Below are 15,112 nucleotides of genomic sequence, written 5' to 3'. Positions count from 1 at the left end.
CTCGCCGTTGATGCTCATTTTTCCTTCGGGCCGGTCTTCTCCAGCATCTTCGAGATCTGCCCGAGGTCGCCGCCCTGGAGGCCGATCTCCTTCAGCAGGGAATCGACCAGCGGCGCCTGGGCGCGATAGCGGAGCGCGGAGTTCACCACCGAATCCGAGAAGTTGGCGGGCGGCTCGCCCGCCGGCCCGACAGGGCCGTTGCCGTTGCCGCCGCCCAGCCCGTCCACATGGAGGATCTTGATGCTCTCGATATTCTCCATCGGCTTGACGCTTTCGCGGATGATGCCCTCGATGCGGTCGATGACGCGCAGCCGCGCCTCGGACCCGCGCGCTTCCGGCGACAGCACGTTCAGCGATTCGTTCATCATGCGCTTGCCTTCGGCCTCGATCTCGTAACGCAGCTTGGCCGCGAGCGAGCGGATCTTGTCGGCCTCGGCTTCGCCTTCGGCGGTGAGCCGGGCCGCGGCCGCGTGATCGGCCGCCGCAGCGCGCTGGGCCTCGGCCTGCAGCCGGACCCGGATGCCGTCGCGCTCGGCGTCCTGCGACGCAGCGATCAGTTCGATCTGCTTGCGCCGTTCCGCGATCTCGGTCTCGCGCGCGGAGAAGACCTTTTCCTCGGCCGCCACCGCCTTGGCGCGGGCGAGCTCGGCCTCGGCCTGGGCCTCGGACTGCGCCTTGGATTTGGCGGCGATGGCGATGGCGCGATCCTGCTCGGCCAGCTCGAGCGCCTTGCGCCGGTCGATCTCTAGGCGCTGCGTGTCGCGCTCGCGGGCGATGCGGTCCTCGTCGAGGGCGCGCTCCTGGGCGATCTTGGCGCGCTCGATCTGCAGGCGCGATTCGATCCGGGCCTCTTCGGACTCGCGCTCGCTCACGGCCCGCTCGCGGGCGAGGTTGGATTGCTGCGAGGCGCGCCTGGTCTCGACCTCGCGGTGCTGCTCCAGCCGGGCATATTCGCTCTCGCGGTCGATATCGAGCTGGACCCGTTCGGCCTCCAGGTTCTTGTTGCGGATCTGGATCAGCGTGTCCTGCTCGATGTCGTTGCGGATCTTCTTGCGCCGCTCGATCTCCTCGGTGAGTCGCGTCAGGCCTTCGGCGTCGAAGGCGTTCGAGGGATTGAAGAACTCCATGTTGGTCTGGTCGAGGCCGGTCAGCGACACGCTTTCCAGCTCGAGGCCGTTCTGGAGCAGATCCTCGGCCACCGCCTGGCGGACGCGCTTCACATATTCTGTGCGCTTCTCGTGAAGGTGTTCCATCGTCATCTCGGCCGCAACCGAGCGCAGCGCGTCGATGAACTTGCCTTCGACCAGCTCCTTGAGCGAGTCGGGCTGCATGGTCCGCCGGCCCAGCGTCTGGGCTGCCGCCGCGATCGCCGCCGGCGTCGCCTGGGCCCGGACATAGAACTCGGCCACCACATCGACGCGCATGCGGTCCTTGGTGATGAGCGCGCTGTCGCGGCCGCGCCGCACCTCGAGGCGCAGCGTGTTCATGTTGACCGGGGTCACCTCATGGACGATCGGCAGCACGAAGGCGCCGCCATTCACCACGACCTTCTGGCCCCCCAGCCCGGTGCGCACGAACGAGGTCTCTTTCGAGGAGCGCCGATAGAGGCGGTTCATGGCCCAGATGCCGATCGCGATCGCGATGGCGATCACGATGACCCAGAAGACGATCCAACCCAGCGTTTCTCCAGACATGGCTTTCTCCCTATTTGGCTACGACGACGCGGAAGCCATCAGCGCCGCTTCGACGTTCGCTTGGCCTTGCCGCCGACGGGGCCGGCGATGGCCTTGAATTGACGGGTCTGTTCGGTCAGTGCGATCTCGGTCGGCAGCCGCTCCATCGAGGAGGCGCCGTAGAAGCCGTTGCAGCCGGGGCAGTTCTTCAGGATGTATTCGGCATCCGCCGGCATGGCGATCGGGCCGCCATGGCAGAGCACCAGCACATCCTTGCGAATCTTCCGCGCCGCCTCGGCCCATAGATTGATCTTGGGCACGCAGTCCTTGAGCGTCAGCGCCGTCTCGGCGCCGATGGCGCCGCCGGTGGTCAGGCCCATATGGCAGACGATGATGTCGGCGCCCGCCTTGGTCATGGCGCGGGCTTCCTCGGCGCTGAAGACATAGGGCGTCGTCAGCATGTCCTTCTCATGGGCGAGGCGGATCATGTCGACCTCGAGCCCATAGCCCATGCCGGTCTCTTCGAGATTGGCGCGGAAGGTGCCGTCGATCAGGCCCACGGTCGGGAAATTCTGCACCCCGGCGAAGCCCAGCTGCTTCAACTGGTCGAGGAAGGGATCGAACAGGCAGAAGGGATCGGTGCCGTTGACGCCTGCCAAGACTGGCGTCTTCTTCACGACGGGCAGCACCTCGCGCGCCATCTCGACCACGATCTCGTTGGCGTTGCCATAGGCGAGGAGCCCCGCGAGCGAGCCGCGGCCCGCCATGCGATAGCGCCCGGAATTGTAGATCACGATCAAATCGATGCCGCCGGCCTCCTCGCATTTGGCCGACAGCCCCGTGCCGGCGCCGCCGCCGACGATGGGCTCGCCGCGCCTGGCCATGCCTTGAAAGCGTTGCAGCAATGTCTTCCGGTCGAGTTTGGGCATCGTTCTTGTCGTCTCTTTCGTCAGGCCGAGGCGGCCCAGTGGCTTTGAGCGGTCATGGGCCCGGCGATTTCCAGGAAATTGGCGACCAGCGCCGAGGCGAAGCCGGGCTCGTTGATGTGGAAGGGCAGGCGGATCAGGCGCCGCCGGTCGGATTTCACCAGATGCTTCTCGATCGCGTCATAGAGCGCCTTGTCGGCGGCCGGATCCCAGAAGGACTGGCCCGGCGCATCGAGGCCCGAGACGCCGCCCTCGGGCAGCAGGAACCGTACCGGCCCGTCGCAGCGATTGAGCTTCTCGGCGATCCAGCGGCCCATCTGCGCGTTCTCGTCGGGCGTGGTGCGCATCAGGGTCACGTTGGGATTGTGGATGTGGAACTTCCGGCCCTTGTACTTTTCCGGGACCGTGTCCATCGGGCCGAAATTGACCATGTCGAGCGCGCCGACCGAGCCGACATAGGGCAGGCGCGTGCGGATCGGCGCGCCCAGCCGGTCTTCGCCGGCCGAGAACACGCCGCCCATGAAGCAATCGGCGATCTCGGTGGTGGTGACGTCGATGAGGCCCGCGAGCAGGCCTGAATCCGCGAGCTTCTCCATCGACTGGCCGCCGGTGCCGGTCGCATGGAACACCAGGCAGTCGAAGCGATGCTCGAGCGCCTTGGTCACCAACTGCACGCAAGGCGTGGTCAGGCCGAACATGGTGAGGCCGATGGCGGGCTTGGTCGCCGTGATCTCGCGTCCGTCGCTGCGATGCGCGATCATGCCGGCCAGCGCATGGGCCGCGTTCGAGAGCACCTGCTCCGAGATACGGTTGATGCCCTGCACGTCGGTGACCGAATACATCATGCAGATGTCGGAGGGGCCGACATAGCGCTTCACGTCGCCGGACGCGACCGTCGAGACCATTACCTTCGGCACGCCGATGGGCAGCGCCTGCATCGCCGGGGTGGCGAGCGCCGTGCCGCCGGAGCCGCCGGCCGAGATCAGGCCGCCCAGATCGCGGCGCGAGAGGATGAATTTCGCGAAGGCCTCGGCCATCGAGCCGACGGCGCTGCCGCGATCGCCGGTGAACACGGCATTGGCGCCCTTGGGGTGGAAGCGCGCGACCTCGGCCGGGCCGACATCGGCGGCCGAAGGGCGCTGCGTGGTCGAGAGATCGACCGTGACGACGCGCAGACCCAGCCGCCTAAGGCTGTTGGCGATGAACCCGAGCTCGCGGCCCTTGGTGTCGAAGGTGCCGGCGACATAGGCCGAGCGGCCGGTGAGCCGTGCCACCGGCACCTGGCTGAGTGCGGCCGAAGGCTCCGGCTCCGCCATCGTCACCGGCGCTTCCGGCTCGGCCGGGGCCGGGGCCGGCGCCTCCATCAGCGGATTGCCCGCCGACCAGCGCGTGGGCGCGCGGTCGACCGAGAAGACGACCTCCGCCAGCGGGCTCGGCTCGAGCTCGTCGGACGTCTCCTGCCGGCGCACGCGGAACATGGTCGTCGCCGGCTCGGCCACCGTCTCGGCGTCGGGCGGCGGCGCCTCGGGCTCCGGCTCCTCGGCATGGGTCGCCATGCCGAGCAGGCGATGCTGCAGCTCGCGGTCGGCGGCGAGCTCGGAAGCCGCCATCTCGCGCGGAATCCGTCCGTTGACCATGATGCCGACGCGGCTCGCGACCTGGGTCGCGACGCCGATATTCTGCTCGATCAGCAGCACCGAGATCTCGCCCTCATCGGCGAGGCGGCGCAGCATGCGCTCGACCTGCTGCACGATCACGGGCGCCAGGCCCTCGGTCGGCTCGTCCATCACCAGGAGGGAGGGGTTGGCGAGCAGCGCGCGGCCGATCGCCAGCATCTGCTGCTCGCCGCCGGAAAGCTGGCCGCCGCCATTGCGCTTGCGCTCGGCCAGGCGCGGGAAGGCCTCGTAGATACGCTCGACATTCCAGCTGCCCTTGCGGCCCGAGCGCGCGGCGAGGCGCAGATGCTCGTCGACCGTGAGCGAGGGCCAGACCCGGCGCCCTTGCGGCACATAGCCGACGCCGGCCGCGACGATGTCGTTCGAGGCGCGGCCCAGCAGTTCCTGGCCCGTGACCATGACGCTGCCGCGCGCGGCCGGCGTCAGGCCCATGATGGTGCGGCAGAGGGTCGATTTGCCCATGCCGTTGCGCCCGACGATGGCGAAGACGCCGGTCTGGAGCGTCAGCTCGACGCCCTGCAGCGCATGGGAGGGACCGTAATAGACATGGAGGTCGCGCACGACCAGCGCCGGCGCGTCGCTCTTGGCCGGTTTCGCGGGGTCGCTCTTCGGGGCGTCCATGTCGGGTCTGCCCCAGCGGTCAGCCATGGGCGCCTCCGAGATAGATGCGCTGCACGTCGGCATCGCCCTGGATCTCGTCCGGCGTGCCCTCCTTGAAGAGCGCGCCGTTATGCATGACCGTTACGGATTCGACCACGCGCAGCGCGACGTCGAGGTCATGCTCGATGATGATGTAGCCGATATGGGCCGGCAGCGCGCCCAGGATCTGGATCAGCTCGCGCCGCTCGACCGGCGAGAGGCCCGCGGCCGGCTCGTCGAACAGGATGAAGCGCGGGGCGCCCGCCAGCGCCATGCCGATCTCCAACTGGCGCTGCTGCCCGTGGGCCAGATCGGCGACGAGCGTGTTGGCGATGTGATCGAGATGGACCGCATGGAGCATCTCGCGCGCAGCCTGGAGCGAGGGATCGCCCTCATGCTGGCGGATGAAGGAGAAGCGGCCGCGCGAGACGCCGCGCGCCGCGAGATAGAGGCTGTCGAGGACCGAGAGGCCCTTGAACACCATCGAGATCTGATAAGTGCGACGCAGGCCCCGCCGGATGCGGTCATGGACGGGGAGCTGCGTCACATCCTCGCCGAAGAAGCGGATGCGGCCGGCGGTGGGCGGGAAATCGCCCGTGATGGCGTTGAACAGCGTGGTCTTTCCCGCGCCGTTCGCCCCCAGCACGGCCCGCCGCTCGCCGGCACGCACCGTGATGCTGACGTCGCTGAGCGCGACCAGCGCCCCGAAATGACGGGAGACGCCGCGAAGCTCCAAGGCATTCGCGGAGCCCGCCCGTGAGATCCGGAGCGCGGTCTCGCTCATCGTTCTGTCTTCTCGTCCCGTTCCAGGAACCGCCTGCCGTTACGGGCAGGACGGGTTGTCACGGGTGGCCGGACCGATGGCCAGGAAGGCGGCCTCGTCCATGCCCATGGTCTGCGGCACCTGCGGGATGACGCGAACCACCTTGTTGTAGAGCTTGCCGTCGGCGCCCTGCGACACTTCGGTCAGGAAGATGTCAGCCACGCCGTTGCGGTTCTTGTCGAGATGAACCATGCCGGTGGGCGTGTCGAGCGTCATGGTCGAGAGCTCTTCGCGCAGCGCCTTCTGGTTGTCGGAGAGATCGCCTTTGACCTTGTCGAGCGCCGTCAGCACGGCCAGGGTCTCCACATAGTAGCCATGGGCGAACAAGGAGGGCGACGGAAAGCCCTTCGGGAAGGCCTTCTGGTAGTCCGCAACGAACTTGTGCCAGCGCGGATCGTCCCAATTGTCGGCGAGCGGACCGGCCGAGGGCGTGCCGATCAGGTAGTCCTTCCGCTTGCCTTCCGAGCCGAGAATGGTCTGATCGACAGTGATCGAGCCGCCGATCATCGGCTTGCCGCCGCCGGCCTGCTGATATTGCGAGAGGAAGTTGACGGCATCGGCGCCGCCGAGCGCGACATAGACCGCGTCGATATCGTCTGGGATCGAGGACACGATCGAGGAATAGTCCTTGGTGCCGATCGGAACCCAGAACTTGTTCACGACATGGCCGCCCGCCTTGCAGAAGTCGAGCATGAAGCCCTCGACCTGCGAGTAGGGAAAATCATAGTCCTCGGCGATCGTGACGACCTTCTTGTAGCCCTTGTTGGTATAGGCGTAGTCGCCGAGGCCCGCCTGCCACTGCACGCCGTCGGTGGTGAAGCGGAAGAAATTCGGCGCTGGATTGCGCAGCGTGGTGTCCTGGGCGGCCGAGGTGCCATTGACGAAGGTGACCTGCGGCTGGGTCTTGGCATAATCCTTGACTGCGAGGCCTTCAGCGCCCGAGAGCGGCCCGATCAGGATGTCGACTTTGTCCTGCTCGACCAATTTGCGGGCCGCGGCGATGGCGCTGTCGGGCGAGGCGTCCGACGAGCCGGTGACCACCACGATCTTCTTGCCACCGGCCATGCCGTCATGCTGCTGGAGCGCCAGCTCGAAGCCGCGCATGCTGTCTTCGCCCAGCACCGTGAAGGCGCCTTCCAGGGTGGCCAGCACGCCGATCTTGATGGTGTCTTCGGCCTTGGCCGACCCGGCCGCGAGGCCGAGCACCATGGCCGCTGCCGCGCTCTGCAGCAGAATGCGTCGTGTTAGTGAGAACATTTTTCGACTCCTCCCATTTCGTTTCTTACCCACCGCTCACCGCAAGTTGGATCTGGATTGGTGCTGCGGCCGTCAGCATCGAAGGCTAGGCAATCTCGGGTGACCCGCTACGGGGTCCGCATATCCTTGCCGCGTTGAGCCGCGGTCTTGGCCAGCCGGCGTTTGAGCCCGTCCCACAGGCCGAGCACGCCGTCGGGCGAAAAGAGAACCACCGCCAGGAAGGCGATGCCGATCACCAGGTTGAATCGCTCCCGGTCGATCAGGTCGATGGCGAAATTGTCGAGCAGCACGAAGAAGAGCGCGCCGATGAAGGGGCCGATCGGACGGCGCAGGCCGCCCAGGATCGCGATCACCAGGATGTTGATGGCGCCGCCGACACCGATCGTGCCGGGCGAGATGCGGCCGTTGTACCAGACGAGCAGCAGCCCGCCCAAGCCGGCCAGCAGCCCCGCCACGGCATAGGCCGCGATGCGATGGGCGCGGACATTGAATCCCAGCGCCGCCATGCGCCGCGGATTGTCGCGGACCGCCTGGAGCGCGATGCCGAAGGTCGAGCGCGACAGCCAGAGCACGCCGAAATAGCCGAAGGCGCCCAGGCCCAGCGCCAGGAAGTAGAACGGCACCGGCGCGCGCCAATCGACCCCGAACACATGCGGCGGCGCGATGCCGGCATAGCCCTTGAATCCGTTGAAGATGCTGTAGTTCTGCTGGCAGAAATAGAAGAAGGCCACGCTGATCGCGAGCGTGATCATGATGGTGTAGATGCCCTCGGTGCGCACCGAGAGGGCGCCGACCAGGGTCGCGAACAGGACCGCGATGGCGAGCGCCAGCGGGATCACCACCCACCAGGGCCAGTCGAGGCCGAGATTGGCCGAGTTCTGGCCGAAGATCGCATACATGTAGGCGGCGACGCCGGCGGTCGCGAGTTGGGCCAGCGAGACCATGCCGCCATAGCCGGCGAGGAGCGTCAGCGACAGCGCGATCAGCCCGAGGAAGAAGGTCTGGGCGCCGATCTGCACGATCCAGAAGTCGCTGGCGATCAGCGGATAGACCAGCAGGAAGGCCGCCACCAGGAGATGGTGCGGCCGCAGCTTGCCGGCGAGCTGGGCCGGCAGCGAGGTCGGGGCCTGGTTGGTATCGGTCACGCTGGCCATGGCCTCACGCCCTCCGGCCCATGATGCCCTGGGGCCGGAAGGCCAGGACCACCACCATGATGACGAAGGTGTAGACCACGCCATAGGTCGGCGAGTAGGCGAGGCCGAACTGCTCGGCGAGGCCGATCAGGAGCGCGCCGATGGCGGCTCCCGTGATCGAGCCCATGCCGCCGACGATGGTGACGACGAGCGAGGCCAGCAGATAGCGGATATCCTCGCCGGGCGCGATCGAGAGGGCGGTGCCGCCGACCACGCCGGCGAAGCCCGCAAGCCCGGCGCCGATCGCGAAGGTGACGGCGAAGATCAGATGCACATTGACGCCGGTCGCCGACAGCATGGCGCGGTCGTCCACGCCGGCGCGGATCATCATGCCGATGGGCGTCTTGTTGAGGAACAGGGAGAGGCCGACGCCGATCACGATCGCGACCGCCAGCACCACCAGGCGATAGGCCGGATAGACCCGCACGAGGGGCACATGCGCCACGCCCGAGAGGATCTCCGGCGCCTCGAACTGATAGGTGTTGCCGGACCAGATCCACAGCATGATGTCGGCCAGCACGATCGAGATGCCGATCGTGACCATGGTCTGGCGCATGTCCTGGCCTTCCATATGGCGGAAGACCAGGAGCTGCAACGCCAGGCCCACCAGCGCCATGCCGAGGAAGCCGGCGGCCACCCCCAGATACCAGGAGCCGGTCCATTGGATGACGCTGTAGCCGAGATAGGCGCCCAGCAGATAGAGCGAGCCATGCGCGAGATTGACGTTGCGCATCAGCCCGAAGACCAGCGTGAAGCCGCTCGCCACCAGGAAATAGAGGGCAGCGAGCGTGAGCCCGTTCATGAAGGTGAGCAGGAAGAGCTTCACGCCCGTCGCCTCGTCGAGGCCGGCATCGGGCTCGGCGTCTCGGGATCGGGCGGCGCCGCATGCACTCCGGCTTTGGTTTTCGGCAGGGCGGTGATCAGCCCGGCCATCTGATGGGCGCAGCGCTCGCTGCCGGGAGCCGCGCGATCGCGCGGTCCCGAGAGCGAACGTCGAGCCGGCGGCCCGTCGGAACGCGTCACTGGATCCGGGTCCTTCGCGCCTTAGACCGCGACCCGGGCCCGGCTGGGCTGCATGTCCGGCGTGCGGAAGAATTCGCCGTCCTTCATCACGGCCAGGATGCGGTTGCGATCCTGGAGGATGCGGATATTGGCGACCGGATCGCCGTCGACCAGCAGGAGATCGGCGAGGAAGCCGGGCTTCACCTGACCCAGCTCGTTCGGCCTCCCCATGATCTGGCCGCCATAGCGGGTGCAGGCGACCAATGTCTCGATCGGGCTCATGCCGACCATGTCGACGAAATATTCGAGGTCCTTGGCGTTGGTGCCATGCCTGGTCCAGGCGAAGCCGTAATCGCCGCCCGGCAGCACCCGGATGCCCTTCTTGTGCATCTTGCGCATGGTCTCGACCGCGATATGGAGCTCACGCTCGTAATAGATGCCCAGCGGCGAGTCCGGCTTGATGCCGAAGGGGCCGGCATTGCGCGCGGTATTGACCAGCCAGCCCAGGCCCGGCGCCACGAAGAACTTGTCCTTGTGCTGCGCCAGGAGGTCGATGGTGTCGTCGCTGCAGTAGGACGCGTGATAAATGATCTCGATGCCGTGCTTGATGCAGAGCCGCACGGACTCGTCCGAGCGCGCATGGGCGCAGACCCGGATGCCGCGGCGCTTGGCCTCGGTCACGGCCATGACGATCTCTTCCTCCGCCATCGGCGTTTCCTGCGCCTTGGTGTCGGTCATCTCCTCGCCGGAGAGATTGAGCTTGATGAGATCGACGCCGTATTTGATGAACATGCGCACGGCCTTGCGCATCTCCTCGGGGCCGGTCACGACCCAGCCGAAGGACATCTCGGGCGCGTCGACATGAGGCGGGTTGGTGTCGCCGAGGCCGCCCATGGTGGCGATCTCCTGGCTGTTCGCGAGATAGCGCGGCCCCGGGATCTGCCCGGAATTGATCGCGTTGCGGATCACCACGTCGAGGCGGGGCTTCGCGGCCGCGGCACCGACGCAGGAAGTCCAGCCCATGTCGAGATAGGTCTTGGCCGACCCGGCCGCGAGCAGCGTGTGCTCCTCGGGCGGCATGCGGAAGATCGCGTCGAGGCTCGCCGCATTGTTCCAGGAGAAATGCGTATGGGCCTCGGTCATGCCCGGCATGACGGTGCAGCCGGCGCCGTCGATGACGGTGTTGCCATTGACCGGCACGGTGCGGCTGCCGCGGCCCACATGCTTGATGCGGTTGCCTTGGACCAGCACCTCGCCCGTGTAGGGATGCTCGCCGGTGCCGTCGAAGATGCGGACGTTGGTGAAGAGCACGTTACCCATAGTCAGGTCCCTCCCAAGGGGTTGGCCCGGCCTCCTGTCCCTTGTCGAAAGCGGGATCTTGGCGGAAGCCTCAGGCGGTCTGTCGGTGGTTCAGCGTTGTGCCGCCAGGAAATCCTTCATCAGCGCGTTGACTTCGGTGGCGGCTTCGAACGTCGTCCAATGGGCGATGCGCGCCAGCACATGAACGCGCGCACCCTTGATGCGGTCGGCGATGGTGCGCGCGACCGAGGCCGGCGCCACCGGGTCGTCCTCGCCCGCGATCAGGAGCGTCGGGGCCGTGATGCGCGTCACATCGGCGGCCTCGACCGCGGCCAGCGCCTCGCAGGTGGCGCCATAGCCATTCGGGCATTGGCGCATCAGCGATTCGCGCGCGGCGGCGAAGGCGACCGGATTGGCCTGCTTCGTGTGGTTGGAGATCGCGACCTTGAGGACCGCGTCGGCGATGTCGCCCATGCCCTCGGCCCGCGCCTTGGCGGCGCGGTCCTTCAGCCCCTGGCGGGCCTGGTCGGGCGGGGCCAGCAGTGGCGCACAGAGCGTCAGGCTGCGGACCAGCCGCGGCTCGGCGATGGCGAGCTTCTGCAGGATGATGGTGCCGAGCGAATGGCCGGCGAAGTGCGCGCGCTCGACGCCCAGAACCCTGGCCATGCGGATCAGGCTGTCGACGAAGCCGTCGACCGACAGAGATGCCGAGCCGAGCGGGCTGCGGCCCGAGCCCTGGAGGTCCGGGCGGATGATGCGGTAGCGGCCGGCCAGAATGCCCAGCTGCGGCGTCCAGGTGTTGGAGCTGCCGCCCAGCCCATGAACCAGGACGACCGGGTCGCCCTCGCCCTCGACCTCGACCGCCATGCGTTCGATGGTCTGCGTGCTCATGCCGCCGAGCCCTTGCGCCGCTGCGCCGACAGTTCCTGGAACTCGTTCTCGATCCGGCCGATGCCGCCGATCTCGATCCGGACCTTGTCGCCCGGCTTGAGATAGCGGGGCGGATTGAAGCCGATGCCCACGCCAACGGGCGTGCCGGTCGCGATCAGATCGCCAGGCAGCAAGGTGATGCCGGCCGAGAGTGCCTCGATCAGGGTGGGCACGTCGAAGATGAGGTCGCGGGTGTTGGCATTCTGGCGCAGCTCGCCATTGACCCAGCACTGGACGGTGGTGTCGGCCAGGTCGATCTCGTCGGCGGTCACGGCGCAGGGACCCATCGGGCAGAAGCTGTCCTGCGACTTGCCGATCAGCCACTGCTTGTGTTTCGCCTGCAGGTCGCGCGCGGTCACGTCGTTGACCGCGGTATAGCCCCAGACATGGGCCATCACCTCGGATTTGGGGATGCCGCGCCCGCCCTTGCCGATCACGACGCAGAGCTCGGCCTCGTAATCGATCGCGGCCGAGACCCGCGCCTCCATGAAGACCGGGTCGAACGGCCCGGTCACGCATTCCGGGACCTTGGTGAAGATGATCGGCGCGTCGGGAACGGCGCCCGAGGTGGCCGAGGAATCGAACCCGCTGCGGGCGAACTCATGGGCGTGTTCGTAGTAATTCTTGCCCACACAGAAGATGTTGCGCCGGGGGTGGGGGAAGGGGGCGATCAGCCTGACGCCGTCGAGGGCGATGGTGACGTCGGCCAGCGGCAGGATCCGGCCGGCGAGCTTCGCCTCGATCACGGCCTGGAGGCCCTGGGCGGCCTCGGCCTCGGTCAGGCGGTAGGGACGGATCCGGTCGTCCTGCTCGAGAATACCGACGCCGCGACGTCCCTCGCGCTCGTAAACGACCAGCTTCACGCACTCTCTCCTATTGATTGAACCAAATTTGAACCATTGATCCAATGACCCTCGGATTCTGCACCGTCAATGGGCAGAGTCAAGAGGCAGACTGCCTACTTTTTGGGCTTGCAGAGTCCATTTTATTGGTTCAATCTTGGTTCAAAGGATCAAATATCATGACAACAAACGGACAATCCGCCCGCCTTCAGACCGTCACCGAGGAGCTCCGCAGCCAGATCGCCAATGGCGGCTGGCCGGCCGGCCGGCAAGTGCCGCCCGAGCGCGCGCTCGCCGAGCAGTTCGGTCTCGCCCGCAACACCCTGCGCCGGGTGCTCAAGCTGCTCGAAGAAGAGGGGCTGCTCGAACGCCATGTCGGCCGGGGCACCTTCGTGCGCTCGCCCAACGAGGGGAGGAGCAACGGCACGAACGGCCATAACGGTCATAACGGCCATGGGGCCGGCCTGGCCAATGGCAGCATGAGCGGCGACCTGACCACCAAGCTCCGGGGGGCGAGCCCCGCCGACCTCATGGAGGTCCGGATCATCATCGAGCCGCAGATGGCGGCGCTGGCCGCCAGCCGGGCCACGGCCGAGGACATCGCCCAGATCGAGCTGGCACTGAAGCATTCGATCGCGGCCAAGGGCCTGGCCGAGTTCGAGCATTGGGACGCGCAGCTCCACCTCACCATCTTCCGCGCCGCCAAGAACGCGATCCTGCTGGCCTGGTGCGAGGCGATCAATGTCGTGCGCAACGAGCCCGACTGGTATCGGCTCAAGAAGCGCAGCGTGACGCCCGAGGTCCGCAACAGCTACGACCGCGACCACACCGAGATCGTGGCGGCGCTGAAGGAGCGCGACCCCGAGGCCGCCCGCAAGGTGCTGTTCAAGCATCTGAGCCGGGTGCGGGATTCGCTGCTGGCGCTGGGCTGATCTCCTGACTTTCTTCACCCCCTTCCCTTGCGGGAGGGAGTAGGGGGAGGGGTGACGCGTCGAGATCCCACCAAGCGGACCCTCCCCGTGCAGACGACTTCCGTCGTCTGCATCCGCCCCTCCCGCAAGGGAAGGGGCTGGCATTGTTTCCTCTGTCGAGACCCATATCCCTTCACATCTTGACTGGCTCCGCAAACCGGCCACTCTCACCCGGCCGTTCCGGGGAGAGTCATGAATCGCCTGTCGGGTGCCGAGGCCTTTGTCCGCATGCTGCAGCTCCAGGGCGTGCGGCATGTGTTCGGACTCTGCGGCGACACCAGCCTGCCGCTCTATGACGCGCTGTTCCGCCTCGATCACGGCATCACCCATATCCTGACGCGCGACGAGCGCTCGGCCGGCTACATGGCCGATGCCTATGCGCGCGTGACTGGCAAGGTCGGCGTCTGCGAGGGTCCGAGCGGCGGCGGCGCCACCTACATCCTGCCGGGCGTGGCCGAGGCCAACGAATCCTCGATTCCCGTGCTGGCCGTGACGACGGATATCGCCGTGACCTCGCGCGGGCGCTTCACTTTGACCGAGCTGGATCAGGAGGCGCTGTTCCGGCCGGTGACGAAATGGAACCGGATGATCGACAAATCCAGCTCGATCCCCGGCACCCTGCGTGCGGCCTTCGCGCAGCTCACGACCGGGCGTCCGGGGGCGGTGCATCTGGGCTTGCCCTTCGACGTGCAGCAGGACGCGGTCGATGAAAGCGACCTCTGGGTCGAGCCGGGGTTGAACCAGTTTCCGGCGCGCCGCGCCGGCGCCGATCCCGCCGCGATCGAGAAGGCGGCAGGACTCCTGACCGCCGCGAAACGCCCGATCATCCTTTGCGGCGGTGGTGTCGTGATCTCAGGTGCCGAGCCCGAGCTGGCGCAACTCGCGCGCCGCCTGGGCGCGCCGATCGCCACCTCGATCAGCGGCCAGGGCAGCATCGCCGAGACCGATCCGCTGGCGCTCGGCGTCGTCGGCAGCAATGGCGGCAGCACCGAGACCGCGCGCGTGCTCGACCAGGCCGATCTGGTCTTCTTCATCGGCTGTCGTGCCGGCTCGGTCACCACCGATCGCTGGCGCCATCCGCCGCGCGAGGGACGGCGCTTCCTCCATCTCGATGTCGATTCCGGCGTGATCGCGGTCACCTATCCGGCCGATGTCGCGCTGCTGGGCGACGCCAAGCTGACGCTGGCGGCCCTGAACGAGGCGCTGGGTCCTCCGCATCGGAGAACCGAAAGTTGGGGCCGCGAAGCGGTCGCGGCGGCCAAGGCCGAGAAGTTCCTGGCGTTCGACGCCATCGCAGCCAGCGAGGAGCGGCCGATCCGGCCCGAGCGCGTCGTGGCCGAGCTGCAGCGGCTCCTGCCCGAGGACGCGATCCTGATCGCCGATCCCGGCACGCCCTGTCCCTATTTCTCGGCCTTCTACGAGCAGCGGCGCGCCGGGCGGCATTTCATCTCGAACCGCGCCCATGGGGCGCTGGGCTATTCGCTCTCGGCCGCGATCGGCGCCTCGATCGGCCGGCCCGGCGTCAAATGCGTCGCCGCCATGGGCGACGGCGCCTTCGGTTTCACAGTCGGCGAGCTCGAGACCGTGATGCGGCTCAAGCTGCCAATCACCTATGTCGTCTTCTCCAATGCCAGCTATGGCTGGATCAAGGCCGGTCAGAAGACCAAGTTCCATGAGCGCTATTTCTCGGTCGATTTCGACCGCAGCAACCATGCGCGCATCGCCGAGGCCTATGGGCTCAAGGCCTGGCGCGTCGAGGATCCACGCGAATTGCGGCCGGCGCTGAAGGCGGCCCTGGAATCGGCGTCGCCGACCCTGGTCGATGTGATTGCGCAGCCGCTGCATGAGGCGCGCGCGCCCGTCTCGGAATGGATCGCCTGA

Annotated in this window: 12 protein-coding genes; 2 read left to right on the top strand and 10 right to left on the bottom strand. The window is 67.2% G+C overall.

Annotated elements, in window-relative coordinates:
- Positions 1-14 precede the first annotated feature (14 nt).
- The 10 genes from FRZ44_RS21690 to FRZ44_RS21640 all read right to left on the bottom strand — a co-directional run bounded on the left by FRZ44_RS21690 (position 15) and on the right by FRZ44_RS21640 (position 12,281).
- Complete coding sequence (locus tag FRZ44_RS21690) at positions 15-1,694, bottom strand: flotillin family protein (protein WP_151179138.1); 1,680 nt, start codon at positions 1,692-1,694, stop codon at positions 15-17.
- Between the two features lie 38 nt (positions 1,695-1,732).
- The gene (locus tag FRZ44_RS21685; protein WP_151179137.1) at positions 1,733-2,602 is read right to left on the bottom strand and encodes a phosphoenolpyruvate hydrolase family protein; all 870 of its coding nucleotides are present in this window, start codon (positions 2,600-2,602) and stop codon (positions 1,733-1,735) included.
- Between the two features lie 20 nt (positions 2,603-2,622).
- Positions 2,623-4,923, bottom strand: a complete 2,301-nt coding sequence (locus FRZ44_RS21680; protein WP_225308388.1) for an ABC transporter permease — start codon at positions 4,921-4,923, stop codon at positions 2,623-2,625.
- Positions 4,916-5,698, bottom strand: coding sequence for an ABC transporter ATP-binding protein (locus tag FRZ44_RS21675; RefSeq protein ID WP_151179136.1), 783 nt, complete (start codon positions 5,696-5,698; stop codon positions 4,916-4,918). The genes FRZ44_RS21680 and FRZ44_RS21675 overlap by 8 nt, the downstream gene beginning before the upstream one ends.
- A gap of 39 nt (positions 5,699-5,737) precedes the next feature.
- On the bottom strand, positions 5,738-6,994 hold the full coding sequence (locus FRZ44_RS21670; protein WP_225308387.1) for an ABC transporter substrate-binding protein: 1,257 nt from the start codon (positions 6,992-6,994) through the stop codon (positions 5,738-5,740).
- A 107-nt stretch (positions 6,995-7,101) separates the two neighbouring features.
- Positions 7,102-8,148 (bottom strand): branched-chain amino acid ABC transporter permease, encoded by a 1,047-nt coding sequence (locus tag FRZ44_RS21665; RefSeq protein WP_151179135.1) that lies wholly within the window; start codon positions 8,146-8,148, stop codon positions 7,102-7,104.
- Between the two features lie 4 nt (positions 8,149-8,152).
- Positions 8,153-9,013 (bottom strand): branched-chain amino acid ABC transporter permease, encoded by an 861-nt coding sequence (locus FRZ44_RS21660; RefSeq protein WP_225308386.1) that lies wholly within the window; start codon positions 9,011-9,013, stop codon positions 8,153-8,155.
- 218 nt (positions 9,014-9,231) lie between these two features.
- Positions 9,232-10,509 carry a metal-dependent hydrolase family protein gene (locus tag FRZ44_RS21650; protein ID WP_151179133.1) on the bottom strand — a complete coding sequence of 426 codons (1,278 nt, stop codon included), beginning with the start codon at positions 10,507-10,509 and terminating at the stop codon, positions 9,232-9,234.
- Between the two features lie 90 nt (positions 10,510-10,599).
- The gene (locus FRZ44_RS21645; RefSeq protein ID WP_151179132.1) at positions 10,600-11,379 is read right to left on the bottom strand and encodes an alpha/beta fold hydrolase; all 780 of its coding nucleotides are present in this window, start codon (positions 11,377-11,379) and stop codon (positions 10,600-10,602) included.
- Positions 11,376-12,281 carry a fumarylacetoacetate hydrolase family protein gene (locus tag FRZ44_RS21640; protein ID WP_151179131.1) on the bottom strand — a complete coding sequence of 302 codons (906 nt, stop codon included), beginning with the start codon at positions 12,279-12,281 and terminating at the stop codon, positions 11,376-11,378. Before FRZ44_RS21640 ends, FRZ44_RS21645 begins: the two co-directional genes overlap by 4 nt.
- A 158-nt stretch (positions 12,282-12,439) precedes the next feature.
- Here FRZ44_RS21640 and FRZ44_RS21635 point away from each other — a divergent pair, with 158 nt between their 5' ends.
- Both FRZ44_RS21635 and FRZ44_RS21630 read left to right on the top strand, forming a co-directional pair.
- Positions 12,440-13,192, top strand: coding sequence for a FadR/GntR family transcriptional regulator (locus FRZ44_RS21635; protein ID WP_191908237.1), 753 nt, complete (start codon positions 12,440-12,442; stop codon positions 13,190-13,192).
- Between the two features lie 231 nt (positions 13,193-13,423).
- A complete protein-coding gene (locus FRZ44_RS21630) occupies positions 13,424-15,112 on the top strand; it encodes a thiamine pyrophosphate-binding protein (protein WP_151179129.1) in 1,689 nt (562 codons plus the stop codon).

Source organism: Hypericibacter terrae (assembly GCF_008728855.1).
GTDB classification, from domain to species: domain Bacteria; phylum Pseudomonadota; class Alphaproteobacteria; order Dongiales; family Dongiaceae; genus Hypericibacter; species Hypericibacter terrae.
The sequence above is the reverse complement of the archived record's forward strand: the minus strand, read 5'-3'. Positions and strand labels throughout refer to the sequence as shown.

What these genes read in the sequence shown, in the direction of transcription:
- FRZ44_RS21690 (WP_151179138.1), bottom strand. Translation starts at nt 1,694, where the DNA reads ATGTCTGGAGAAACGCTGGGTTGGATCGTCTTCTGGGTCATCGTGATC.
- FRZ44_RS21685 (WP_151179137.1), bottom strand. Translation starts at nt 2,602, where the DNA reads ATGCCCAAACTCGACCGGAAGACATTGCTGCAACGCTTTCAAGGCATG.
- FRZ44_RS21680 (WP_225308388.1), bottom strand. Translation starts at nt 4,923, where the DNA reads ATGGCTGACCGCTGGGGCAGACCCGACATGGACGCCCCGAAGAGCGAC.
- FRZ44_RS21675 (WP_151179136.1), bottom strand. Translation starts at nt 5,698, where the DNA reads ATGAGCGAGACCGCGCTCCGGATCTCACGGGCGGGCTCCGCGAATGCC.
- FRZ44_RS21670 (WP_225308387.1), bottom strand. Translation starts at nt 6,994, where the DNA reads ATGTTCTCACTAACACGACGCATTCTGCTGCAGAGCGCGGCAGCGGCC.
- FRZ44_RS21665 (WP_151179135.1), bottom strand. Translation starts at nt 8,148, where the DNA reads ATGGCCAGCGTGACCGATACCAACCAGGCCCCGACCTCGCTGCCGGCC.
- FRZ44_RS21650 (WP_151179133.1), bottom strand. Translation starts at nt 10,509, where the DNA reads ATGGGTAACGTGCTCTTCACCAACGTCCGCATCTTCGACGGCACCGGC.
- FRZ44_RS21645 (WP_151179132.1), bottom strand. Translation starts at nt 11,379, where the DNA reads ATGAGCACGCAGACCATCGAACGCATGGCGGTCGAGGTCGAGGGCGAG.
- FRZ44_RS21635 (WP_191908237.1), top strand. Translation starts at nt 12,440, where the DNA reads ATGACAACAAACGGACAATCCGCCCGCCTTCAGACCGTCACCGAGGAG.
- FRZ44_RS21630 (WP_151179129.1), top strand. Translation starts at nt 13,424, where the DNA reads ATGAATCGCCTGTCGGGTGCCGAGGCCTTTGTCCGCATGCTGCAGCTC.